The sequence below is a fragment of the Massilia timonae CCUG 45783 genome (assembly GCF_000315425.1).
Lineage (GTDB): Bacteria > Pseudomonadota > Gammaproteobacteria > Burkholderiales > Burkholderiaceae_D > Telluria > Telluria timonae.
Window position 1 is genome coordinate 1,791,311 of record NZ_JH992922.1, and the last position, 22,722, is coordinate 1,814,032.

Annotated in this window: 18 protein-coding genes; 4 read left to right on the forward strand and 14 right to left on the reverse strand. The window is 61.7% G+C overall.

Features of this window, described 5'->3' with window-relative positions:
- Positions 1–84 precede the first annotated feature (84 nt).
- From lnt to miaB, 5 genes are all read right to left on the reverse strand, one after another.
- The gene (gene lnt, locus HMPREF9710_RS07630) at positions 85–1,662 is read right to left on the reverse strand and encodes an apolipoprotein N-acyltransferase (RefSeq protein ID WP_005665341.1); all 1,578 of its coding nucleotides are present in this window, start codon (positions 1,660–1,662) and stop codon (positions 85–87) included.
- Positions 1,662–2,540, reverse strand: coding sequence for a CorC family transporter (locus HMPREF9710_RS07635; protein WP_005665342.1), 879 nt, complete (start codon positions 2,538–2,540; stop codon positions 1,662–1,664). Before HMPREF9710_RS07635 ends, lnt begins: the two co-directional genes overlap by 1 nt.
- A gap of 93 nt (positions 2,541–2,633) precedes the next feature.
- Positions 2,634–3,101: an rRNA maturation RNase YbeY gene (ybeY, locus tag HMPREF9710_RS07640; protein WP_005665343.1), complete on the reverse strand. Its 468-nt coding sequence runs from the start codon at positions 3,099–3,101 to the stop codon at positions 2,634–2,636.
- Entirely contained in the window at positions 3,076–4,170 is a 1,095-nt protein-coding gene (locus tag HMPREF9710_RS07645) for a PhoH family protein (protein WP_005665344.1), read from the reverse strand. The genes ybeY and HMPREF9710_RS07645 overlap by 26 nt, the downstream gene beginning before the upstream one ends.
- Positions 4,167–5,528, reverse strand: a complete 1,362-nt coding sequence (gene miaB / locus HMPREF9710_RS07650) for a tRNA (N6-isopentenyl adenosine(37)-C2)-methylthiotransferase MiaB (RefSeq protein ID WP_040775203.1) — start codon at positions 5,526–5,528, stop codon at positions 4,167–4,169. Before miaB ends, HMPREF9710_RS07645 begins: the two co-directional genes overlap by 4 nt.
- A 607-nt stretch (positions 5,529–6,135) precedes the next feature.
- On the opposite strand from miaB, the gene HMPREF9710_RS07655 reads away from it, so the two are divergent.
- Positions 6,136–6,546, forward strand: coding sequence for a hypothetical protein (locus tag HMPREF9710_RS07655; protein ID WP_005665347.1), 411 nt, complete (start codon positions 6,136–6,138; stop codon positions 6,544–6,546).
- Positions 6,547–6,672: 126 nt separating this feature from the next.
- Here the strand turns inward: HMPREF9710_RS07655 and HMPREF9710_RS07660 are convergent, their stop codons facing one another.
- The gene (locus tag HMPREF9710_RS07660) at positions 6,673–7,524 is read right to left on the reverse strand and encodes an HDOD domain-containing protein (protein ID WP_005665348.1); all 852 of its coding nucleotides are present in this window, start codon (positions 7,522–7,524) and stop codon (positions 6,673–6,675) included.
- Complete coding sequence (locus HMPREF9710_RS07665; protein ID WP_005665349.1) at positions 7,521–7,850, reverse strand: hypothetical protein; 330 nt, start codon at positions 7,848–7,850, stop codon at positions 7,521–7,523. Before HMPREF9710_RS07665 ends, HMPREF9710_RS07660 begins: the two co-directional genes overlap by 4 nt.
- 140 nt (positions 7,851–7,990) lie before the next feature.
- On the opposite strand from HMPREF9710_RS07665, the gene HMPREF9710_RS07670 reads away from it, so the two are divergent.
- Entirely contained in the window at positions 7,991–8,542 is a 552-nt protein-coding gene (locus tag HMPREF9710_RS07670; protein ID WP_005665351.1) for a DUF1697 domain-containing protein, read from the forward strand.
- Positions 8,543–8,579: 37 nt separating this feature from the next.
- On the opposite strand, the gene HMPREF9710_RS07675 is transcribed toward HMPREF9710_RS07670, so the two are convergent.
- Positions 8,580–8,852: a hypothetical protein gene (locus tag HMPREF9710_RS07675; RefSeq protein WP_005665352.1), complete on the reverse strand. Its 273-nt coding sequence runs from the start codon at positions 8,850–8,852 to the stop codon at positions 8,580–8,582.
- A gap of 573 nt (positions 8,853–9,425) precedes the next feature.
- Here HMPREF9710_RS07675 and HMPREF9710_RS07680 point away from each other — a divergent pair.
- A complete protein-coding gene (locus HMPREF9710_RS07680; protein WP_005665353.1) occupies positions 9,426–11,384 on the forward strand; it encodes an AAA family ATPase in 1,959 nt (652 codons plus the stop codon).
- Between the two features lie 247 nt (positions 11,385–11,631).
- On the opposite strand, the gene HMPREF9710_RS07685 is transcribed toward HMPREF9710_RS07680, so the two are convergent.
- The 6 genes from HMPREF9710_RS07685 to HMPREF9710_RS07710 all read right to left on the reverse strand — a co-directional run bounded on the left by HMPREF9710_RS07685 (position 11,632) and on the right by HMPREF9710_RS07710 (position 21,296).
- Positions 11,632–12,882, reverse strand: a complete 1,251-nt coding sequence (locus tag HMPREF9710_RS07685) for an IS256 family transposase (protein ID WP_157225528.1) — start codon at positions 12,880–12,882, stop codon at positions 11,632–11,634.
- Between the two features lie 35 nt (positions 12,883–12,917).
- On the reverse strand, positions 12,918–14,933 hold the full coding sequence (locus tag HMPREF9710_RS26475; RefSeq protein WP_005665357.1) for a T6SS phospholipase effector Tle1-like catalytic domain-containing protein: 2,016 nt from the start codon (positions 14,931–14,933) through the stop codon (positions 12,918–12,920).
- Positions 14,930–15,679, reverse strand: coding sequence for a DUF3304 domain-containing protein (locus tag HMPREF9710_RS27005; RefSeq protein WP_005665358.1), 750 nt, complete (start codon positions 15,677–15,679; stop codon positions 14,930–14,932). The genes HMPREF9710_RS26475 and HMPREF9710_RS27005 overlap by 4 nt, the downstream gene beginning before the upstream one ends.
- 16 nt (positions 15,680–15,695) lie before the next feature.
- A complete protein-coding gene (locus HMPREF9710_RS07700; protein WP_005665360.1) occupies positions 15,696–16,508 on the reverse strand; it encodes a DUF4123 domain-containing protein in 813 nt (270 codons plus the stop codon).
- A gap of 1 nt (position 16,509) precedes the next feature.
- Positions 16,510–19,332 carry a type VI secretion system Vgr family protein gene (locus tag HMPREF9710_RS07705; RefSeq protein ID WP_005665362.1) on the reverse strand — a complete coding sequence of 941 codons (2,823 nt, stop codon included), beginning with the start codon at positions 19,330–19,332 and terminating at the stop codon, positions 16,510–16,512.
- 254 nt (positions 19,333–19,586) lie between these two features.
- The gene (locus tag HMPREF9710_RS07710) at positions 19,587–21,296 is read right to left on the reverse strand and encodes a cation:proton antiporter domain-containing protein (protein WP_005665364.1); all 1,710 of its coding nucleotides are present in this window, start codon (positions 21,294–21,296) and stop codon (positions 19,587–19,589) included.
- A 157-nt stretch (positions 21,297–21,453) separates the two neighbouring features.
- On the opposite strand from HMPREF9710_RS07710, the gene HMPREF9710_RS07715 reads away from it, so the two are divergent.
- A complete protein-coding gene (locus tag HMPREF9710_RS07715) occupies positions 21,454–22,722 on the forward strand; it encodes a DUF445 domain-containing protein (RefSeq protein ID WP_005665365.1) in 1,269 nt (422 codons plus the stop codon).

Sequence of the window (22,722 nt, forward strand, 5' to 3'; positions counted from 1 at the left end):
GGGCTGGTGGGCCGCGAACACGGTATGTTTGCCAAATGACTAATTCTACTGAATTTTTGCGCCCCTCTGGGGGGCGATTTCAACTCAGCTATTCGATTTAAGACGGTAGCGGCGGCCCGCGAACCACGCGCCGAGCAGCATCAAGCCGCCCAGCGTCAGGAAGGCCGCATTGCCGAGGCGGATGAACGGCGTCATGCCGCTCGCGCCGCGCACGGTCGCGCTCAGGACGCCGTCGGTATAGAAGGGCAGCACTTGCGTGATGTTGCCGCGGTGGTCGATCACGGCGGTGGCGCCGTCGTTGGTCGAGCGCAGCATCGGACGGCCCGTTTCCAGGGTGCGCATGCGCGAGATCTGCAGGTGCTGCGGGATGGCCACCGACTGGCCGTACCACGACAGGTTCGACACGTTCAGCAGCAAGGTCGCCGGGTGCTGCGCATTGCGCAGCTGGTAGGCGATCTCTTCGCCGAACACGTCTTCGTAGCAGATATTCGGCAGCACCCACTGGTCCTTGACCTGGAACGGGGCCTGCAGCGCGGCGCCGCGGGTGGCGTCGCTCAGCGGGATGTTCAGGATGTCGGTGAACCAGCGGAAGCCCGGCGGGATGAATTCGCCGAACGGCACCAGGTGCGCCTTGTCGTAGCGATAGGGCCGTGGCTCGGGGCTCATCGCGATCAGGCTGTTGCCGTATTTTTCGGGGCCGTCGAACAAGGGCATGCCGATCGCCAGCGTGCTGCCGGTGCTCGTGGCATAGCGCTGCAGGCCGTCCAGGTAGCCGTCCGGCAGATTGTGCGGAAAGACGGGCAGGGCGGTTTCCGGCGTCGCGATCAGGTCGGCCGGGGCCGCCGTGATCATCGCCTGGTAGCGCGTCACGATGCTGGTCAGGAATTCCATATCGAACTTCCTGTCTTGCGGGATATTGCCTTGCAGCAGGCGCACGCTGATCGGCTGGCCGGTCTCCTGCGTCCATTCGACCGTGCGCAGGCCGGCGCCCGCCAGCAGCAGGCCGGCCAGCAGGCCGATCGCCGGCCAGCGCGCGCGCTGGGTCAGCATCGCGATGCAGCCGGCGCCGACGCCGACCAGGATGCCGAGGCCGTACACGCCGATCAGCGGCGCGAAGCCGGCCAGCGGCGCCAGGTCATGGGCATAGCCCGACGAGGCCCAGGGGAAACCCGTGAACACCCAGCCGCGCAGCCATTCGGACACGCCCCACAAGGTCGGCAGCACCAGCAGCAGGAAGGCGGCCACCGGCAGCGACCAGCGCTTGCGCAGCCAGCTCGCCACGCCGGCGGTGAAGGCGGCGAACAGGCCCATGTACAGGCCGAGCAGGACGATCGCCACCACCGCCAGCAGCACCGGCAGGTGGGCGAAGCGGGTCATGAGGACGGACAGCCAGTGCATGCCGGCGACCGACCAGCCGAAGCCGAAGGCCCAGCCGATCAGGGTTGCGCGCTTGACCGAATTGCCCATGCCGACCTGGTAGAACAGCCAGGCCAGCGACAGGAATTGCAGCGGCCACCAGCCGAAGGGCTGGAACGAGAGGATGGATGAACCGCCGGCCAGCGCGGCGGTGAGCAGCAGCAGAAGCGAAGGCTTGCTGCCGCGCAGCGCCGCGCGTTCGGCCAGTTCCGCCGCGGTCAAAGGCTGGGTCCGGCGGCGCAGCATCAGTCGCGTTCGTCTTCCAGCGATGGCAACCGTTCGACCAGCAGGACGTGGATCTGGCGTGCGTCGGCGCGCAGCACCTCGAAGCGCAGGCCGTGCAGGTCGACCACTTCGCCCTTGTGCGGCATGTGGCCCAGGTGGCTGGCGATCAGGCCGCCGATGGTGTCGACCTCGTCGTCCGGCAGCTCGGTGCCGAGCTCCTCGTTGAATTGCTCGATCTCGGTCAGCGCCTTGATGCGCCAGCGCGGGCCGTGCTGGCCTTCGCGGATCGAGATGATGTTGTCTTCTTCTTCGTCGAAGTCGTATTCGTCCTCGATGTCGCCGACGATCTGCTCGAGCACATCCTCGATCGTGATCAGGCCGGCCACACCGGAATACTCGTCGACCACGATCGCCATGTGGTTGTGGTTGGCGCGGAAATCGCGCAGCAGCACGTTCAGGCGCTTCGATTCGGGAATGAAGACTGCCGGGCGCAATTTGGTGCGCACGTCGAAAGATTCTTCAGCGTAATAACGCAGCAAATCCTTGGCCAGCAGGATGCCGACCACCTTGTCGCGCTCGCCTTCGATGGCGGGGAAGCGCGAGTGGGCGGTTTCGAGCACGTAAGGCATCCATTCCTCGATCGGTTTCGTGATGTCGATCACGTCCATCTGGGAACGGGGAACCATGATGTCGCGCGCCGACAGGTCGGACACCTGGAACACGCCCTCGATCATCGACAGCGCATCGGCGTCGAGGAGGTTGCGTTCGTGGGCATCGTGCAGCACTTCGAGGAGCTCTGCGCGATTTTCGGGCTCGGGGGAGATGAAGGCGGTCAGCCGCTCCAGCAGTGACCTGTGGGGTTTGGCGTCCGGTCGGACGTCACTGGGATACTCGGGCATAGTTGGCGGGAAGCCGTTGTTGCAATGGGGTGTAGGATACACCAAATAGGGGTGCGCCCAGTATTTACACGAGTGCGCACCCGACGGCTTGCCTCAATCAGCGTAGGGATCCGGGAAGCCCAGCACCTCCATGATGTCGCGCTCGAACTGCTCCATTTCTTCGGCGTCATCGTCGTTTTCGTGGTCCCAGCCCTGGGCGTGCAGCACGCCGTGCACGACCAGGTGGGCCGCGTGTTCCTCGACCGTTTTCTTTTGCTCCTCGGCCTCGCGTTGCAGCACGTCGGTGCACAGCACGATGTCGGCCTGGGTCGGGTCGTCCTCGCCCAGCTCCTCTTCTTCGTTGTAGGCGAAGGTGAGGACGTTGGTGGCGTAGTCCTTGCCGCGATAGGCCTTGTTCAGCGCCTGCCCCTCCTCGGCATCGACGAAGCGGATGGTCAGCTCGGCCGGGCCGAGCAGGGCCGCCTCGACCCAGCGCTGCAGCTTGGCTTCGGTGATCTCGCCTTCGAGGCGGGTATCGGCGAACTGGACTTCCAGTTCAAGTGGATGTTTTTTTTCTTGCATTTTTCACCGGGGTCGGTTTGGGGAGGGCGGCCAGTTCCTGGACCGAAGTATCTTTATCGTATGCATCGATGATACGCGCCACCAGCGGGTGGCGCACCACGTCGGCGCTCGAGAACTGGGTGAAGGCGATGCCGCGCACGTCCTTCAGCACGTGCATGGCGTCCACCAGGCCGCTGCGCTGGGTCTTGTGCAGGTCGACCTGCGTCACGTCGCCGGTGACGACGGCCTTGCTGCCGAAGCCGATCCGGGTCAGGAACATCTTCATCTGCTCGACGGTCGTGTTCTGGGCTTCGTCCAGGATCACGAAGGCGTGGTTCAGGGTGCGCCCGCGCATATAGGCCAGCGGCGCGATCTCGATCACCTGCTTCTCGAACAGTTTCTGGGTGCGGTCGAAGCCCAGCAGGTCGTACAGCGCATCGTACAGGGGGCGCAGGTAAGGGTCGACCTTCTGCGCCAGGTCGCCCGGCAGGAAGCCCAGGCGCTCGCCGGCCTCGACGGCGGGACGGGTCAGGATGATGCGCTTGACGGCGTCGCGCTCGAGGGCGTCGACGGCGCAGGCCACGGCCAGGTAGGTCTTGCCGGTGCCGGCCGGACCGATGCCGAAACTGATGTCGTGGTTCAGCACCGCGTTCAGGTACTGGATCTGGTGCGGCGTACGGCCGCGCAGGTCGCTGCGGCGGGTCTTGAGGAGCGGGCTTTCGAGGCTTTCCGGCGCCGCTTCGGCGTCGACGTCGGTTTCTTCAGGGGCGTCGGCCCTGGCGGCCGGGGCGGCATCGGGATCGGTGGCGCGCGGCTTCAGGCCGGCGCGCTGCTCGACCAGGGCCAGTTGCACCTCTTCGATCGGCACGACCTTGTTGGCGACCGAATAGAAGCGTTCCAGCAATTCGACGGCGCGCTCGGCATTGGCGCCGCTGACGATGAATTTCTCGCCGCGGCGGAAGATCGTGACGTCGAGCGCGGCCGAGATCTGGCGCAGGTTCTCGTCGAGCGGGCCGCACAGGTGGGCGAGCCGCGTATTGTCGAGCGGATCGGGAGTGAAGTACGAGGGCAGGGTTGGCTGTGTTTTCAACTGGCTTTGGCTATCGTATCGAGGTTGGCGACGAGTTCGCCGCGCAAATAGTAATCGTGGCTGGCGACGATGCGCACGTCGGCCAACTGGCCGATCAGCGAGGCATTCGTCGAGTCCAGCGGGAACAGAACCACGCGGTTGTTCTCGGCGCGGCCCTGCAATTGGGTGGCGTCCTTCTTGGCGACGCCTTCGACCAGCACCCGCTGCACGGTGCCGACCATGGCGGCGCTGTGCTTGCGGGTATTCAGGTCGATCAGGGCTTGCAGGCGCTGCAGGCGCGCCAGCTTGACCTCGTGCGGGGTGTCGTCTTCGAGGTTGGCGGCCGGCGTGCCGGGACGCTTGCTGAAGATAAAGCTGAAGCTATTGTCGAAATTCACGTCTTCGACCAGCTTCATCATGGCCTCGAAGTCGGCCTCGGTCTCGCCCGGGAAACCGACGATGAAGTCGGACGAGAACGTCATGTTCGGGCGCACCGCGCGCAGGCGGCGGATGATCGACTTGTATTCGAGGCCGGTATAGCCGCGCTTCATGGCATTGAGCACGCGGTCGGAGCCATGCTGCACCGGCAGGTACAGGTGGCTCACCAGTTGCGGGATCCTGGCATAGGCGTCGATCAGGCGCTGGCTGAATTCCTTCGGGTGGCTGGTGACGAAGCGCAGGCGCTCGATGCCGGGAATCTCGGCGATGTATTCCAGCAGCAGGGCGAAGTCGGCGGTGTCGCCACTTTCCATGGCGCCGCGGAAGGCGTTCACGTTCTGGCCCAGCAGCATGATTTCCTTCACACCCTGGGCCGCGAGGCCGGCGACTTCGGTCAGCACGTCCTCGAAGCGGCGCGAGACTTCCTCGCCGCGGGTGTAAGGCACGACGCAGTAGCTGCAATACTTGCTGCAGCCTTCCATGATCGAGACATAAGCGACCGGACCTTCGACCTTGGCTGGTGGCAAGAAGTCGAACTTCTCGATCTCGGGGAAGCTGATGTCGACCTGGGACTTGCCCGACTGGCGCCGGTCCTGGATCAGCTGGGGCAGGCGGTGCAAGGTCTGCGGGCCGAACACCACATCGACATAGGGGGCGCGCTTGACGATGGCGTCGCCTTCTTGCGACGCGACGCAACCGCCCACGCCGATGACCAGCTCGGGATTCTTGCGCTTGAGTTCCTTGATACGGCCCAAGTCGGAGAACACTTTTTCTTGCGATTTTTCGCGGATCGAGCAGGTATTAAACAGGATCACATCCGCGTCTTCCGGCGTGTCGGTGCGCACCAGTCCATCGGAGGCGCCAAGGACGTCGAGCATCTTGTCCGAGTCGTACTCGTTCATCTGGCAGCCGAAGGTTTTGATAAATACTTTTTTTTGCATGGAATTGCTAGTTGGGGGCGAGCGCGGCATCGACAAGGCGTGGACGGGAGCCAGTTTACCGTAATTCGGCATGGACCCCGTCGGCCACCGGTGTGGCTGTTTTAATGCTGCGCGGAATGGTTAATTTCTTTACCTAAAGTAATTGTATTTATGCTCAGATTGTTAAATGTCTGCTAGCGAACATACTTTATTATTCGTGATACATAGCTTTGCTGTCATGAAGTGTTTCCCTATGTAAATCAACAACTTCTGAGTGGATTCCGATTTACAAAATTTATCCAAGAAATCTCTTGCGTGCGCCACAATTGAGCCCCATGTGCTGAAATGCAAACGTGACAAGCTTTCCACACGATAGCTTGATTTCCGACAAGGAGTCACATGCGCGGGTTCGTCATCGCACTGGCGTACGCGACAGATAATTTGTTTGAAAGACAAGTGCGTATGTGGAAAGAAACATGGAGCACTGTGGGCCGGAATTCTTAAGGGAATGTTCAGATTAGCGCTGTTTAATCCCTGAACAAGTTCCGGGAACTTATGTTGACGAAAGGTAGTCTTTAACAAAAGTTCGTAAGGGAACTATTTTAACCAAACTCGTGAGGTAATTATCATGGCACAACAACATCACGCTCTATCTTCGCAGGAAAGTTACAACCCGAACCACTTGTTGGACATCCTGCTCGGTAAGATGCAGCTGAAAAACGACGCCGCCCTGTCGCGCATGCTGGAAGTGGCGCCGCCGGTCATCAGCAAGATCCGCCACCACCGCCTGCCGGTCGGCGCCTCGCTGCTGATCCGCATGCACGAAGTGACCGGCATGAGCATCCGCGACCTGCGCGACCTGATGGGCGACCGCCGCACCAAATACCGCCTGTCGGACGCCCAGGGCCGCCCGAAGCCAGAAGAGAAAGCTGCACAAGCCGCGGCCGCTGCCGCCCAGCAACAGGCCCAGCCGGCACAAGGCCAGGGCGCGCAAACCAACGAAGCGTCGAACAAGACCTCCGGCAATTATGCGCACTGATGCCGTGGGCATGACAGCCGCATCTGTCATGCCTTCGGTATTGGCGGGCTGCGGCGCCGCCACGCTGATCTTGCAGCAGCGGCGCCGCACTAGCTCCTATTGATTCATCGTGCACCGTCCTGCGGCCTAGGCCATCAGGATGGCTGTCATTTCCTCGAACTGCAGTTCCGTCTCGCGGAACACGTGCAGCCACGTTTCCTCAGGCAGACCGAGCGCCGTCCAGGCCACGCTGGACACGGCGGGCACCAGCTCGTCCGCGTCGCCGGCCAGGTCGAGCGCATGGGCCACCGCATGGGCCACATGGACGATGGTGGCCAGGAAGCCGGCCCCCGGCGTCTCGGGCGCATGATAAAAGGCGATCGCCTGCTGCATCGTGCCCGAGAACTGCCAGTGCTCGGCCAGCGCCGCGCCGGCCAGCAAATGGTCGACCCCCAGCATGGCCCGTTCGGTGTCGAGCAGGTCGCCATCGCGGCGCTTGCGTTCGCGCAGGACGGCGTCGTACTGCTCGGGATAGCGCGTCACCAGCACCAGCCGCCCGATGCCGTGCAGCAGGCCGGCCGTGAACGCCACGTCCTGGTTGAAGCGCATATGGCGCGCCAGCACCCGCGCGCAGGCGGCGGTGGCGATCGACAGGCGCCAGAAGGCCTTGTCGTCGAAGCTGGGGCAGCGTCCGCTCGGGAAACATCCGGTCATCGCCGCCGCCATGATCAGGTTGCGCGTGGCCTGGAAGCCCAGATACGTCATGGCTTGCTGGATCGTGGTGGCCTTGACCTGCAAGCCGAAGGCCGACGAGTTGGCCAGGCGCAGCGTCTTCGCCGTCAGCGCCTGGTCGGCCGACACTTTCCTGGCCAGCACCGAGATGTCGACATCCTCCTGGTCGATGCTGCCGAGCAGTTCCATCACGACGGCAGGCAGCGAGGGCAGGTCTTCCAGGCCCTGGACCAGCTGTTCAGAGGTGATTGCCGGGGTGGCCGTCATGGCGCCACCTGCCGTTCCAGGCGGTAATCCTCGACGTAACGGCGCAGCAGCTTGCCGGCCCAGTCGTCGTCGCCCTCGAGATCGTGCTTGCGAAACAGGTGGTCGAGCCGGGCAACGACCGCCCCCTCGTCCGGCGCGCGGTGCGCCTCGACGCGCGCCACCGGCACCGCCTCGATATGGTGACGCTGCAGCGAGGCGATGGTCGCCTCGCCCAGGACGGCGCCCTTGGCCAGCAGTACCAGGCCTTGATTGTCCAGCAGCTCGTCCGAGAGCACCATGCCCGGCGTTACCTGGGTCACGGGGACCATCGTGTGGTCATCGCTCATATTCCCTCCATTCAATTCTGCGCCGATGTTATCACCGGCGCGGATGAATATCTGTAAGCATTGGCAATTGTTTCTCTGTCCCGGCCGCGATATGCGTCAAGACGCGCGCACCGAATGCCGGGGTCACGTTACCATGCCCCATGACCAGCCAACGTTACATTGCCTTGTTGCGCGGCGTAAATGTCGGCCGCGCCAAACGGATTGCCATGGCCGACCTGCGCAAGCTGGTCGAAAGCCTCGGCTATACCGGCGTGCGCAGCCTGCTCAATAGCGGCAATGTGATCTTCGACGCCGACGTGGCGTCCAGCCAGGCGGCGGAGGCGATCGAGGAAGCGATGGTGCTGCGCCTTGGCGTCGCGGCGCGCGTGTTCGTGCTCGAGCGCCAGGAGCTGGCCGACATCATCGACGACAATCCGCTGCTGGACCTGGCCGACGACCATGCGCGCCTGTTCGCCTTCCTGCTGACCGGCGAGCCGCAGCGCGAGATGGCGGCCTGCCTGTGCGGCCAGGACTGGCAGCCCGAGGCGCTGGCGATCGGTCGCCGCGCCGCCTATGTCTGGTGCCCGGAAGGCGTGCTCGACAGCGCCGCCGCGGCGGCCCTCGGCAAGGGGCTGGGCGACGGCACGACCTCGCGCAACTGGCGCACGATCACCAAGCTGCACGGCTTGTGCAGCCATCCGGCCGGGTGCTGACCGGCAGTGGCGCGGCGCCGGCGGCGCTGCTGGCCGCCTACTTGAACTTGTCGCTGCTGTCGCGGCCGGCGCGGTAGCCGATCAGGATCAGACCGACCAGCATCATCGCGAACACCTCCGGCTCGGGCAGTTCGGGCAGGTGCGACGGTGGGGTGACAATGTGCGTATGGCCCGTGACTGCCAGGTCGTGCACCGGTTGTGGCGCTGGAATGGCTTGAATGCCATTGCCAGGAACAAGATCGATAACGGCGGCTTGGGCTACATTGCCGAGGAAGACCGCAAGCGCCGCCGTCAAAGCATATCTTTTCATAGCCATTCCTCTTTACAAGCTAAATGCCACCAAGCTTTGGATGGGTTGAAACTTCATCCGCGGTCGCCATCTTGCCAAATCAGGATAGCAAATCCGCTGGCCTCACTGCGCGCAATTGAGCCGATGAGTTGTAGAAAGAAGTCATGTTTTTGCTGAAAGATGCGAACATGTTGCGTTCACTCAATGCAAAAGTTGACTGTGGTAAATAAGCTGCGCTCAGCAGTAACTCAGGTGTCAATATAATGCCTGGATTGGGTGGTTTGATAATGCGAATTTCGCAAGAAATCGCTGTTTGATTGGCATATTCATCATGATTGCTGTCACTCGGATAATCAAAAACGTTAGCAGCTTTTTCATCATCATCAAATTCCGCATTTTTTTGTTCGCAGGGTATTCACCGCGGTTTTTTTTGAAGGTATAGTCTCCTTATCCCCTTGCCTTCGGGCATCACAGCAACGTCCCAACCAACACGTCTGAAACCCTCGGCCCAGGCCGACGCCGCGCTCGCCGCCTTTGCGACACGGCACCAGCAGTCCCACTTTTTGCACGACGCACCTTTCGACGAGTAACCAGATGCCCAACTTCGCCCGACTTCAGATTGCCTTCAAGAACGTCTACGTCCGTATCCTGTCCGCCATCCTGCTGGGCATGCTGGTGGCGCTGGCGATCTTCAAGTCCGATGTGCCGCAAGATCCGAGCCCGGTGATCCACTCGCAGAACATCGCCGAGATCACCTCGCTGGCCGATCAGAAGGCGCGCCTGGATTACCTCCTGATCGCCAACCCGCTGTCGGAGGCGCCGCGCTACATCTACAAATTCAAGGATGCGGCGAACCTGCACGTGGTGAAGGTGCCGAGCACCTCCCACCTGTCGCTCGAGCGCGAAGTGCTGCTCAAGAACGCCATCCCGTATTCGATCGCCAAGGATGATTTCCTGGCCAGCCACAAGGCGGTGATGGACGAGGGCGTGAGCATGCTCGACCAGGCCGGCGACTTCCTCAAGCGCAATGCATTCCCGATCATCCTGGTGCTGATGATCCTGTACGTGATGAAATTCGGCATCCCGGGCATGGGCACGAGCGCGTCGATGATCACCCCGGACAAGCTGAAAGGCAGCCTGGACGACCTGATCGGCATGGACGACATCAAGCAGGAAGTGCTGCACCTGGAAGACATGATCCGCAACCGCGAGGTCTACCAGTCGCACAATATCGACAAGCCGTTCAACGTGATGCTGACCGGGCCCGCCGGCACCGGCAAGACCAAGCTGGTCGGCTACCTGGCCAAGCGCCTCGACATGCCGATGATCTCGGCCTCGGGTTCGGCGCTGGAGTCGGGCTACGTCGGCGGCGGCTCGAAGGCCCTGAACGCCTTGTATCGCAAGGCTTGCGCCAAGGGCAAGTGCATCATCTTCCTGGATGAAGCGCAAAGCCTGTTCATGCCGCGCGGCCGCAGCGAAAAGAAATGGGAAGACGATACCGCCAACACCATGCTGGGCCTGCTGGACGGCGTGAAGAGCGACAAGGGCCAAGGTGTGATCTGGATCGTCGCCTCGAACTTCGACGACAACACGACCGAGATGGACGAAGCGATGCTGCGCCGCTTCTCGGTGAAGATCAACTTCCGCCTGCCGAACAAGGCCGAGCGCCGCGAACTGCTGCGCAGCTTCCTGGCGCGTAAAAAGGACGGCCTGGTCGATTGGGAAGACCTGAACCTGGACCAGGTGGCCGAGATCACCCAGAACCTGAGCCCGGCGCTGCTGGAAACCGTGGTCGAGCGCGCCAGCATGCTGTCGATCCAGGAAAAGACCATCATCAACACCAACCTGATGTTCCGTGCCTACGAGCGCGCCACCATCGGCCTGACCGACCGCGCGACGACGGCCGAGAAGCACAAGCAGCGCGAGCGCATCGCCCTGCACGAGCTGGGGCACTTCTTCATGCAGATCGATCCCTACCTGCGTGCCGGCCTCAGCCTGGCCGAAGTGAAGGAAAAGTCGCACCTGCTCAAGATCAGCACCGAGGCGGTGTCGAAGATCGGCGCGCTGGGTTACGTGCTGCAGTCGGGCGAAGACATGTCGCTGCGCACGCTGGAAGAGCTGGAGCGTGACGTGGTCGGCCTGTATGGCGGCGTGGCGGCCGAAGAGATGTTCTATGGCGCGCGCGGCATTTCGGTCGGCAGCCAGAACGACATCGAGAAGATCACCAAGATGCTGAACCTGATGGTGAGCCGCCTGTCGATGTATTCGCGCTCGAAGATCGATTACAGCCAGCTGGGGCAGGAAGCCAGCGGCGAGCACACCGTGCGCCTGGTGGAAGAAAAGGCGGATGCGCTGTACAGCTACACCCTCGACTCGATCCGCGATTACAAGCTGGTGATGGAGTCGCTCAAGGATACGTTGCTGGAGCAGTACGTGCTGTCGAAGGATGAGGTGTTTGCGCTGCTGGAAGAGCGGAGTGAACTCTTGATGCCGCAGTTGCATGGGCATCGGACAGCCAAGCTGACTTTGTGTGAGGAAGAAGTCGCCGCTTGATCAGCAAGTTCGGTTTCATGAAACCCGTCCCGCGCAAGCCGGACGGGTTTTTGTTTACAGGGATGGTGGAGAATGTGGTGGGCGGATCATGCTCGTGCGGCATAGTCGGGATGGTGCTCGGATGCAGGCGCGTCGACAGCGGACAGCAAGACTGAATCGTTCCCGCCATAGATCTTCCTGAAGCGCAGATAGCCAGCGCCGGCAAGGGACCTGTCAGAAATTCTGTGTGCGGGGCCAGAATTCGTAGTTAGATAATCGCGTTCGTGAAGCGCTCGCCGAACATGATGGCGAACTGGTTGGCAGCCTGCTTCCAGGTACGCTGTGGCATCTTCCAATCTTTCTCGATATTGCGCAAGGCCAGGAACAATAACTTGGTCGCGGCTTCGTCGCTGGGGAAGTGACCACGGTTCTTGACGATCTTCCGCAGACGCATATGCAGGCTTTCAATAGCGTTGGTCGTGTAGATGATCGTGCGCACTTCAGGTGGGTAGGCAAAGAACGGAATCACCTGCTGCCACTGGCGCCGCCACATCGCGGCCACGGTCGGAAACTTGGTGCCCCATGGGCCTTCTGCAAAGGCATCCAGCGCCGCTTCGGCCAGCTCGGCGTTGGCAGCGTGGTAGATCGGCTTGAGCGCCGCTGCCAGTTCCTTCCGGTCCTTCCAGGCCGCAAGCGTCGTCGAATTGCGGATCAGGTGCACGATGCACGTCTGGATCTGCGCTTGCGGATAAACGGCCTCGATGGCCTCCGGGAAGCCGCGCAGGCCATCGACGACAGCGATCAGGATATCGTCCAGCCCACGATTCTTGAGCTCGTTGAAAACCTTCAGCCAGAACTTGGCGCCTTCGGTCTGCTCGATCCACAGACCCAGCACTTCCTTGCGGCCGTCGGCACGAATGCCCAGAGCCAAATACACAGCCTTGTTCTTGACTGTACCTTCGTCCCGGATCTTCAGGCGCAACGCGTCGAAATAGACGATTGGATACATCGCTTCAAGCGGCCGTTGTTGCCACTGTGCGACCTCGTCGAGCACCTCGTCGGTGATGGTCGAAATCAGGTCTGGCGACACCTCGGTGCCGTACAACTCCAGCAAATGCGCCTGAATCTCGCGCACGCTCATACCACGAGCGTACATGCTGATAACGTGATCGTCGAAGCCCGACATCCGGCGCTGATGTTTGGCCACCAGCTTGGGCTCAAAGCTCGACAGACGATCGCGCGGAATGTCCAGGTGGAGTTCCCCGCCTGGCGTCAAGACCTTCTTCGGGCTGCTACCGTTGCGGTGGTTTCTGCTGCCGTCTTCCTCGTTGGCCAGGTGGTGGTTCAACTCGGCCGACAACATACGCTCGGCCAGCATTTTTTTGAGCTGCCCGGCGAGGCCCGATTCGCCAAGGATCGACTCGGCGTCCTTGTTCTCAACCTGGGCCAGCAACTGGTCGATCAGCTCAACGGGAAACGGGTACGCTGCTTTCTGTTTTTTGGGCTTCTTGGTGGTCATCACTTCGGTCATGGAACAGTCCTTTCGGGATTATTTCATGACCCCGTTCCACACAGAAATTCTGACAGGCTCCCGGCAAGCCAGGCGATGGGTGACTCCCAAGGCTCGCGTCCAGTGTTGGACATGCGCGGAATGGCCTTGGTTTTTCTGTATTCATCTACCGCTCGCCGCTGTTCAGGGCTCAATCGGTCCGAGGCGACCTTGTAATCGGATTTGCCAGCAAGCGTGGGCTGTTTGACATTCGCCTCATCCAACTCACGTCGTCGCTGCCAGCCCTGCAATTCCTTGTGAGCCTTGACTTCATTGTCGGGATTGCCCGGTCTCAGCTTGAACCAGGCCCGCGAATCGTGAACGTAGTTGTCGAAGAATGTCACGACGCAGGGGTCTACTGACAGTTCCCCTTTCCACCACGTGGCGATTTCGAGCCATTCCGATTCATGGTCGTTGTTGAATCCTCGATGCTGTGCCCTGAATAGCGTGTGAGCGCCTTTCTCGCGTCTCCATTCAGTGAATTTTTGGATCTCCTCCTCGAATTCGAGGGCGGCGCTGTACAAATCGTTCTTGTCGAAATTGGACGCCCTGGAAAAGCTCTCGCTGGACTGCAGCGGATGTGCGCCGCTGACGCGGCGCCAGATGCGCCATTCGATGCATTTCCGCACCTGCTCACGCATGATCAAGTGGAGCGGCCCCGTCTTGACCTGGCATGTGGCGATATACGCGTTGAAATCTGCGATAGCTTTCCTGGTCAGCGCGAATCGCGATTTCGCCGATGTGCCGGCGAGTTCGAGCTTCAGCGGTACGCCGCTTAATCTTGCGGTCCTGTACATCATCAAGAGTGGAATCCTCGACAGCATGTCGTCACCGTTCGGATCGGTACCCCGGCCCTGTTCGGTTGGACAATAGCCGCAGCCAATGTCGGAGTGTGCTCCCGGCAGCACGATCTCCTCATGACGTGACGAAAGCGCTCCGCCTACCGAGATCGAATCGACCGGAAAGCTGCGTCTGATTTCATGGGCTGCGACCAGATGAAGGCATGGGATACTTGCTGGAACACGTAGGCTGTCCTCACTGTCCGCCCACGCACCGTGGCCGGTTGAGCCACCCAGGGTATTTCCCACTCCAATCGCCGCGACGGTATCGAACAGACCCAGGAAATCGAACTGGACAGGGAATCCACCAAGCGACATGCCGCCAGATTTTCCACGAAGTTGGGCGTCGAGCTCGCACAAGGACTGCAGCCAGTTGGTGAAGGCGCGCGCTTGCGTCGCACCGCGTGAAAATCCGAAGATCGAGATGTAGATCGTCTTGACGACTGCTGGGCTGATTTTTCCCGGCCGTCCGGTATGGCAATCCGGCCAGTGCTGGGCTACGGCCTTATGCAGACGACCCAGGATACGCTCGAATACTGCTCTGGCCATGCGATCGGACCGTACTCCTTTCTTGCCAAAGCTGGACGTCATCGGCGGCAACTTGCCTGTCATGTTCCTGCGCGTGCTCTTATTCAGGGTGATGTCCCGGAACATGGCGTCCATCTCAGGCTGCTGCACCAGGGGGACTTTCAGGAAGTAGCGATGGACGTTATTGATGGCTTGCACGAGCGACCATAGGATTCGTCGTTCGCCCATGCGACCGGCGGCCGCGCCGAAGGGCTCGTCCAGCCAGTCAGCTTTGTCGCCGACTTCCTTGAACGGAGAAGAGACGCCGGGAGCATAGACTTTAAAAAAGTTCGTATATTGGCTCGCGTCCGTTACCCAGTCAGTCGTTTTTGGCAGTACGCCGGGAACGCTTAATCCAGGATAGCAGTCATATAGCCGAGCCACGTTGGAGTGATTTCTTGCGGTTTCAGCCTGTACATAATTGTTCTTAGTGCCATCGAAAAAGAATCCGAAAAACAGGTTCGTTGTACAGGAATCTTTAGGTTGACCTTTTTTAACATTCTCTCTCTTTTCGTGGGCTTTGATCGTTTCGATCTCTTCTTGGCTGAAGAATTTTTCCTTCAGCGAGACATTGGTAAAATTCACGTTGACGGACGGCGACAGCTGAGTATTCATGGCTTGGCCTCCATGATATTTTGCAGGTCTCGTTTGCTTGACTCCAATGCTTCGGTGTAGCGCATCTTGCGCTCAGCTATATAGAGTGGATCATCAGGACCACTAAACCCGCTCAGCCGATAAGGGGAATGTGACTTGGTTGACTCCCAATCTTCTCTGGTGACAGTGAGAGGAGATGTTTCCAGCTCATCCAATGCTTCAGTGAAAATTTTCACTTCGTGGGCGGTTAGCTTTCGATGCAATTCCCATCGCTCTCGCCTATACTCGATTGATGGCACCGGCCACCCTTTGATCGCTCCCGGCCAATTGGGGTGATCAGGCTGATAATCGCTCGAGACCACTTCTACCTTGCCATCGGCTTTACGCAGCACCCATATCTCTCCCGGCTTGCCGTCGACATATCGGGGAACTTCAGCCTCGACAACTTCCTTTATCTCCGGGATGGTGCCTTTAGACTGCTTTTCCAAATAGTGTGTCGTGTGAATTTTCAACTTCAGCCCAGGGTGCCATTCGCGTGGCAACACGGCGCAACAGGTGATTCCGCTGGCACCATATGGATCGATTAAACCACTGCCGCCGCTGATCATTTCCGGATTCTCGGGATCTTTGACATAGAAGCTGAACGTCTCGTCAGTATGATTCACCCCGTGCAGACTCACGCCAACAGTCTTTTCTTCACGCGCCAAGACATAGACAGCCGTCGAAACGAGTACCAGCACGACCAGGAATACTTTGTTACCACTCATGGCATCATCGCTCCTTTCAAGCTCGATCGACTTGCGTCGCTTGCCAATTGGCAAACTTGTATGCGGCAGTCGATGGCGTTTCGATTTGCCCCTCCCGCCACAGGAATTCGCACCAGTCCAGCAGCGCCGGTTCCTTCAATCGCGCTTTTTCCGCCACCTGCAGCGCCAACGCCAGCACTTCATATCCCTGCCATGCCGGCATGAACGGCCCCGGATGACGCCGCATGAACAGCGCCAACATTTCGTCGATACGACTGTCCTCCACCAGCAATCCGAACTGCCGCGCATCCAGTGAAGGAGACGCCGCAAGGTCGACATCGGCGCCGTCGAGCCGAATCTCCTGCCAAACACCGCTGCGGGTGACACAAGCCCAACTCGTCGCCGGTCCAAGAAGCTGCGCGCGCTGCCCCGGATCCAGCACCTGGACGATCGCGGGAATCCGCCGTGTATCGGCAAAACGCAAGTGAAACCGCTGCCCATCCGCTTCGACGACGGTCCATGCCGCCATCCTGGCACCTAGCTGCCTCACATCCTCGTGCGTCTGGACGACGCTGACCATGGGCCAGCCGCTGCAGCGCTGCAGTATGCGTCGGACAGATGGATCTTCCGGATCGAATGCCATCAGGAACGGCGACAGGTCCAGCGCCTCGTCGCTGCACCCCGGCAGCGCGGCGAACAGCATGACTTTCCGATCCGGGCGGATGCCCCGATGCAGCCCGGGAATGAAGGCCCCATCGACCAGCAAATGCAGCCGCTGTCCAGTTGCGAGGTCTCGCATACGGGCACACAACTCGTCCATCCAACTATCCACAAACGGTGCGATCAGCATGTCACTCCACCATGGTGAGCGCCGGCCCCGCAGCCAGCGATTTCCTGAGGCATTCGAGGCAGATACTGCGTGGCAGGGCCGGCATCGGATATCCCATTTTCTCCGGCCCGGAAAGGCTCTTCTTGCCCGCATGGACCACCAGCTTTCCCGGACATTGCACGACGATGTTTCCACCGTCGATCATGATGTTGGCGCCGCCGGCGACGCTCAAGGAGATACTCTTCGCCGCCGCCCAGTCGATATGGGCGTTGGCGCTGACCACGTCGACGTCGTCCCGTGCCTGCACCGTCACGCCGTCGAACTGTGACTGGACGTCGATGCCATCCCGCGCCGTGATCAATTGCACGCCGGACTGGCCGGCATCATGCTTTGCCGCACCGCCGAGCATGCCGATCGCCTGGCCGGCATGCACCCGCATCCCGGCGCCGGTAACGTACTGCGCGTCTTCGCCACCAATGAGTGAAAAGGTCTCCCCATTGGCGAGCTGCAGACTTTGCCCGGCGTTGATGCCAAGCCCGTCCTTGGCGACGAGTGCGATCAACGGATCGGCCATATGCGGTAGCGTTCCCGATCCGGAGCTGGCGAAACTGTGCTTGTCGACGCTGCCCGAGAGTGCTGCGAGCATGGCGCGCATGGGGGGCGCTTCGTCATCGAGCACGCTGGCATTGGCTTTGGCCGCACCCGTATGCGCTGCCAATCCCACCGTTTCATGAACAGCCGTGGCGCCGTGCAGGGCGCCGACCAGTTTCAGAACCTGGTCCAGCAAGCCGATGCCGGCATCATTGGCGCCAGCCGGGTCGCGCGCGGTCGCGCCATGGGCAAGCGGATAGCTCGACACCAGCAGCCCCGCACCTGCCCGCACCGCGCCATAGGCATCGGTACGAAGCTCCGCCCCGAGCCCACGGAAACTGCCGCGATAGTTGTCGGCAGAGTGGATCAGATGCCCAAGATTCAGTTCGCTCGCAGCATGACTGCACTTGAGCTGCACCCGGCCCTGCGCATCGGTGTCATCGAACAGCAACTGGTTATAGCCGCTGCCACCGAATTCCTTGCTGCGGATGCCCCATTGCGCCGCGTCATTGCGGTGACCGGCGCTGCCGGGAGACGCGCCATGCCATACAGGGCTGTTGCCGCCAGCGAGGTTGCCCTGCCCGGATCGTGCCTGGTCATGCGCCCGCTCGAACGGAGACGGCGACCTGTTCGCGCTGCGCTGTCCACCGGGCGTCGGCGCGATCCCGCCTTCGCCTTGCCCGTTGTATAGCGCTCCAACAATGATCGGGCGATCGATATCGTTCTCAAGAAACTGAACGAGAACCTCTTGCCCGATACGCGGCAAGAACTGACATCCCATCCCGTCGCCAGCCGAACGCTGCGCTACGCGAACCCAGCAGCTCGCATTGCCTTGATTCTGCCAGTGAAACCGGATCCGCACACGCCCGAGCCGATCGCAATACAGCTCATCCGCACCATTGGGACGATCGCTGCCATCCGCGCCAACGACGATCGCTGTTTGCGTTCCGTATGCCGTTGGCTTGGCGTGGATGCGCCCGTCGCTGCCCGCCAGTTGCGGACGCCAGGGCGTCTCTACAGGAATGGCTTCAAAGCAGTTGGCATAGCCAGTCCGGCGCGCCTGTTCGATCGCCAGGCCAAATTCTTCCGACACCTCACGCAACACTTCGCCCAGCAGCTCGGGGACGGGGCCGAACAGCTCGGCCAGGGCGTGCTGCGTCGCTGGCGGCAGATTGTTGATCCCGACGCTCCTGACGCGCAATATAGTGAACGCTGCACCGCCACCGGATTGCTTTAGCGGCATGCCGCGGACTTTCATGCGCGTTCCGGCGTGCAGCGTGCGCACCGTGGAGCGACCTTGCCAATGCTGGCCGCGTGCTTCGATTCCCTGCATCTGCAGGTCGGCATAGCGCCGCGCCTGATCGCCATTGGCATAGGCGTACTGACCCGGTACGTCATACGTCTCCAGTTCCGGGAGTTTATTGTTGCGCACGAAGGATGGAGAGTTGGCGCTCGCGCTGCGTCTCGATTTGTAATCCGGACTCAGCAAGGTGGTAAGCGATGCATGCAGGCGTCGCCGGGACACCAGGGCTTGCACGGAGTCGGCCTGCTCGACCGGGCTGGCGCCGTGAAAGCGGATACCGTTACCCGATGCGCTGCTCGCATCCTCCGGCACGGCACTAGCCCGAGTGCTGTCGGCAAACAGCACCAGGCCATGTCCGGTTTCGTCCTGCTCAACCCGCCAGCCCAAGCCTTCTTCGACCAGCAAGCGGCGGACGAAGTCGAGATCCGTTTCCCGGTACTGGCAGCAATAGCTGCGAGGAAGAGTCCCTAGCATGAAGGTATTGGTCTCGTCGCTCCAACGCCAGCGTGCCAGCGGCAAATATGCGGCAAATACCGCATCGACGATGTCGATCACGCGCTTGTCCTGCCACACGCGGCAGTTGCGGACATGTTCCAGGCGCCATAGCCAAGGTGAGATCCTTATCCGGTAGCGTGCCAGGCCGCCATCGCTGCCCAACTGCGCAGCCGCGCTGATCTCGCCGGACAAGGGAGACCGTGTGCCATCTGCCAGGCTGAGTTCGAGCTTGGTCGCTTGCCCCAGCAGGGCCTGCGGCTGGACGAACGCGCTGGTGGACAGCGCGATCACCTCGCAACCGCCCATTTCCTGTAACCCATCTTCAGCGTGGAACGCCTCGACCAGGAAATCGCACCGCGACGCACGACCTTCTCCGATCGTCAGATTGATCAATCTGGATGCGCCTGTATACTCGGCCAATGCGGTCTTGATCTGCTCCGTCAATGCGATGGCCATTTGAGATGTGCTCCACATAAACTTATCGGAGACACGATATCGGTGCATTGATGTTTAGCTATTGCGTTACGTCATCACTCGCCGTGTGAGCTTTGTACCGGACCACGAGGTCATGGATGTGATGCTGAACCGCCGATCGTTCAATAAGTGAGAAAATCGGGATGGCAGCAGTAATGCGCCGCTTCGTGCATCCAGGATAGGAAGCGGCGCCGGCCAGGAGTGGGCGCATGCATTTCTCCATTTCCGGCATGTTCCTAATGTACCGCCGACCTGTGCTCCCGCAGCGTCTCCAGCACATGCCGCGTCATGCTGCCGGCCAGCTCCTCCTCAGCGACAAACACCCGCCCTCCGGTCTCCGCCCGCAACAACTCCGCTTCCTTGCCGCTATGCGTGCGCACCACGCAGCGAATCGACGGATTGAGCGCCTTCGCAATCTCGACCATCTTGCGCACGTCGAAGGTGTCCAGAGTCGTGATCACCAGCATCGCCGCCTTGTGGATATGCGCCTGGATCAGCACCGCCGGTTCCGCCGCATTGCCCACCACCGCCGGAATCCCGCGCTCGCGCGCCGTCTCGACCAGTTCGCGGTGCTGCTCGGCGAGTACGAAGTGAATGCCGCGCGCCGTCAGGTCTTCGGCGATGCGCCGCCCGACCCGCCCGAAGCCCACCAGCACTACCTGGTTGCTGAGCTTTTCGCGCGAGGTCGTCATCGGCAGCTCCGCCAGCGGGTCGGCCGGCCGTTCCAGCTTGCGCGCCAAGTGCATCAGGTGATCCTGCTTGCCCAGCCAGCGCTGCACCGGCTCGATCGACGAGAACACCAGTGGATTGAAGGCGATCGAGATGATGGCGCCGGCCAGGATCAGGTTCTGCCCCAGCTCCGGCAATAGCCCGAGCTGCATGCCCAGCGCAGCGAGAATGAAAGAGAACTCGCCGATCTGCGCCAGGCTGGCCGACACCGTCAGCGCGGTATTGAGCGGATAGCGCAGCGCCAGCACCAGGATGAATGCGGCAAGCGACTTGCCGACCACGATCACCAGTACCACGCCCAGCACGTGCAGCGGATTGTCGACCAACACCATCGGATCGAACAGCATCCCGACCGAGACGAAGAACAGGACTGAAAACGCGTCGCGCAGCGGCAGCGACTCCTCGGCCGCGCGGTGGCTCAGTTCCGATTCGCGCAGCACCATGCCGGCAAAGAAGGCGCCCAGCGCGAACGACACGCCGAACAGGCTCGAGGACGCATAGGCGATGCCGACCGCCGCCGCGATCACCGACAAGGTGAACAGTTCGCGCGACGCGGTCCTGGCCACGCGCCACAGAAACCACGGGAAGACCTTGCGCCCGACGATCAGCATGAAGGCGATGAAGCCGCCCACCTGCAGCAGGGTCATGCCCAGCGCCGGCCACAGATCGAGCCCGGCATCGCCCTTGCCGCCCAGCGGCCCGGCGAGCGCCGGCAGCATCACCAGCACCAGCACCATGACGAGGTCCTCGACCACCAGCCACCCCACCGCGATGCGCCCGTTCATCGAGTCGAGCACGCCGCGCGCCTCCAGCGCGCGCAGCAGCACCACGGTGCTCGCCACCGACAGCGCCAGGCCGAACACGATGCCGGCGCCCAGGCTCCAGTCCCACCACCACGACAGGGCCATGCCCATCGCGGTGGCCACGCCGATCTGCAGCAGCGCGCCGGGCAGGGCGATGCGGCGCACGTCGAGCAAGTCCTTCAGCGAGAAGTGCAGCCCGACCCCGAACATCAGCAGCATGACCCCGATCTCGGCCAGCTGCGAGGCCAGGCCGATGTCCGCCACGAAGCCCGGCGTGGCCGGGCCGATGAAGACGCCGGCCGCCAGGTAGCCCACCAGCGCCGGCAATTTGAGGCGCACCGCCAGCATGCCGAATATCAGGCCAAAACCCAGCGCGGCGGCAATCGTGGTGATCAGGCTTAATTCATGGTGCATGCAGGGGGAGCGTTCGATGTGGTTGGAAGATCTTCAGTATATGTCAGCAGTATGTACAGGTCGTGAAAACGCCGCGAGCAAGGTAGACAGCGTCGGCGCGTCGTCCGCGCGGGAAGTGCGATAGCATTGGCATAACGTCACTGCCGAGCCAGGCCGCATGGAAAAACAGGATGAACTGCGCCGTTCCAAACTGATCGCCCTGGGCTTCTTCGTGGGCGCGGCCGTGCTGTTCGTGATCAGCCTGCTGCTGCCGGCTACCTGGTGGACCGGTCTGCTGCGCGCCTTTTCCGAAGCGGCCATGGTCGGCGCGCTGGCCGACTGGTTCGCGGTGGTGGCCCTGTTCCGGCGCGTGCCGATCCCGATCGTCTCGCGCCATACCGCCATCATCCCCAGCAACAAGGACAAGATCGCCGACAACCTGGCCCTGTTCGTGCGCGAAAAATTCCTCGACACCGATTCCATCGTCGGGCTGATCCGGCGTCACGATCCGGTGCAGAAGGTGGCCGAGTGGCTGGTCAAGCCCGCCAATACGGAGCTGATGGGCGCCCACCTGGTGCGCGCCGCCACCTTCATGCTCGACTTCATCGAGGACGCGGCGGTGCAGAATTTCATCCGCCGCGGCGTGCACACGATGGTGAGAAGCGTCGACCTGTCGAAGTCGAGCGGCGCGATCCTCGAAAGCCTGACCCGCGGCCGGCGCCACCAGGAGTTGCTCGACGAGGGCATCCGGCAACTGGCGCGGCTGCTGGACAACGCGGATACCCAGGACTACATCGCCCAGGGCATCGTCGATTGGCTCAAGGAAGATTACGCCTTCATCGAGAAGATGCTGCCGTCGGACCTCATCGGCCGCAAGGGCGCCGACATCGCCGTGCGCCTGGCCGCCGGCGTGTTGAACAAGGTCGCGGCCGATCCCGAGCATTCGCTGCGCCACCGCTTCGACGACTACGTGGCCGGCTTTATCGAGCGCCTGAAAGGCGACCCGGCCTTCCTGGCCAAGGCCGACGACGTCAAGCGCTACCTGCTCGAGGACGAGACCCTCAACGCCTATCTGGGCTCGCTGTGGGCCGAGCTGAAGGCCTGGCTCAAGCGCGACCTGGAAAGCGACGAGTCCAGCCTGCGCCGCCGCATCGTCGCCATGGGCGCCTGGATCGGCAAGGTGCTCAGCGAAGACCCGGCCTTGCGCCAGTCGCTGCACGAGAACCTGGAAGCAGCCGCGCGCGGCGTGGCGCCCGAGTTCGCGGGCTTCCTGACGCGCCACATCGCCGACACCGTCAAGCAGTGGGACGACCGCGAGATGTCGGCCCAGATCGAACTCAATATCGGCAAGGACTTGCAGTACATCCGCATCAACGGCACCATCGTGGGCGGCATGATCGGCGTGACCTTGTACCTGCTGTCCCACCTGCCCGCGCTCCTGAACTGA

Excerpts from the sequence above, each read along its gene's own strand:
- lnt (WP_005665341.1), bottom strand. The coding sequence starts at position 1,662 with ATGCTGCGCCGCCGGACCCAGCCTTTGACCGCGGCGGAACTGGCCGAA.
- HMPREF9710_RS07635 (WP_005665342.1), bottom strand. The coding sequence starts at position 2,540 with ATGCCCGAGTATCCCAGTGACGTCCGACCGGACGCCAAACCCCACAGG.
- ybeY (WP_005665343.1), bottom strand. The coding sequence starts at position 3,101 with ATGCAAGAAAAAAAACATCCACTTGAACTGGAAGTCCAGTTCGCCGAT.
- miaB (WP_040775203.1), bottom strand. The coding sequence starts at position 5,528 with ATGCAAAAAAAAGTATTTATCAAAACCTTCGGCTGCCAGATGAACGAG.
- HMPREF9710_RS07655 (WP_005665347.1), top strand. The coding sequence starts at position 6,136 with ATGGCACAACAACATCACGCTCTATCTTCGCAGGAAAGTTACAACCCG.
- HMPREF9710_RS07660 (WP_005665348.1), bottom strand. The coding sequence starts at position 7,524 with ATGACGGCCACCCCGGCAATCACCTCTGAACAGCTGGTCCAGGGCCTG.
- HMPREF9710_RS07665 (WP_005665349.1), bottom strand. The coding sequence starts at position 7,850 with ATGAGCGATGACCACACGATGGTCCCCGTGACCCAGGTAACGCCGGGC.
- HMPREF9710_RS07670 (WP_005665351.1), top strand. The coding sequence starts at position 7,991 with ATGACCAGCCAACGTTACATTGCCTTGTTGCGCGGCGTAAATGTCGGC.
- HMPREF9710_RS07675 (WP_005665352.1), bottom strand. The coding sequence starts at position 8,852 with ATGAAAAGATATGCTTTGACGGCGGCGCTTGCGGTCTTCCTCGGCAAT.
- HMPREF9710_RS07680 (WP_005665353.1), top strand. The coding sequence starts at position 9,426 with ATGCCCAACTTCGCCCGACTTCAGATTGCCTTCAAGAACGTCTACGTC.
- HMPREF9710_RS07685 (WP_157225528.1), bottom strand. The coding sequence starts at position 12,882 with ATGACCACCAAGAAGCCCAAAAAACAGAAAGCAGCGTACCCGTTTCCC.
- HMPREF9710_RS26475 (WP_005665357.1), bottom strand. The coding sequence starts at position 14,933 with ATGAATACTCAGCTGTCGCCGTCCGTCAACGTGAATTTTACCAATGTC.
- HMPREF9710_RS27005 (WP_005665358.1), bottom strand. The coding sequence starts at position 15,679 with ATGAGTGGTAACAAAGTATTCCTGGTCGTGCTGGTACTCGTTTCGACG.
- HMPREF9710_RS07700 (WP_005665360.1), bottom strand. The coding sequence starts at position 16,508 with ATGCTGATCGCACCGTTTGTGGATAGTTGGATGGACGAGTTGTGTGCC.
- HMPREF9710_RS07705 (WP_005665362.1), bottom strand. The coding sequence starts at position 19,332 with ATGGCCATCGCATTGACGGAGCAGATCAAGACCGCATTGGCCGAGTAT.
- HMPREF9710_RS07710 (WP_005665364.1), bottom strand. The coding sequence starts at position 21,296 with ATGCACCATGAATTAAGCCTGATCACCACGATTGCCGCCGCGCTGGGT.
- HMPREF9710_RS07715 (WP_005665365.1), top strand. The coding sequence starts at position 21,454 with ATGGAAAAACAGGATGAACTGCGCCGTTCCAAACTGATCGCCCTGGGC.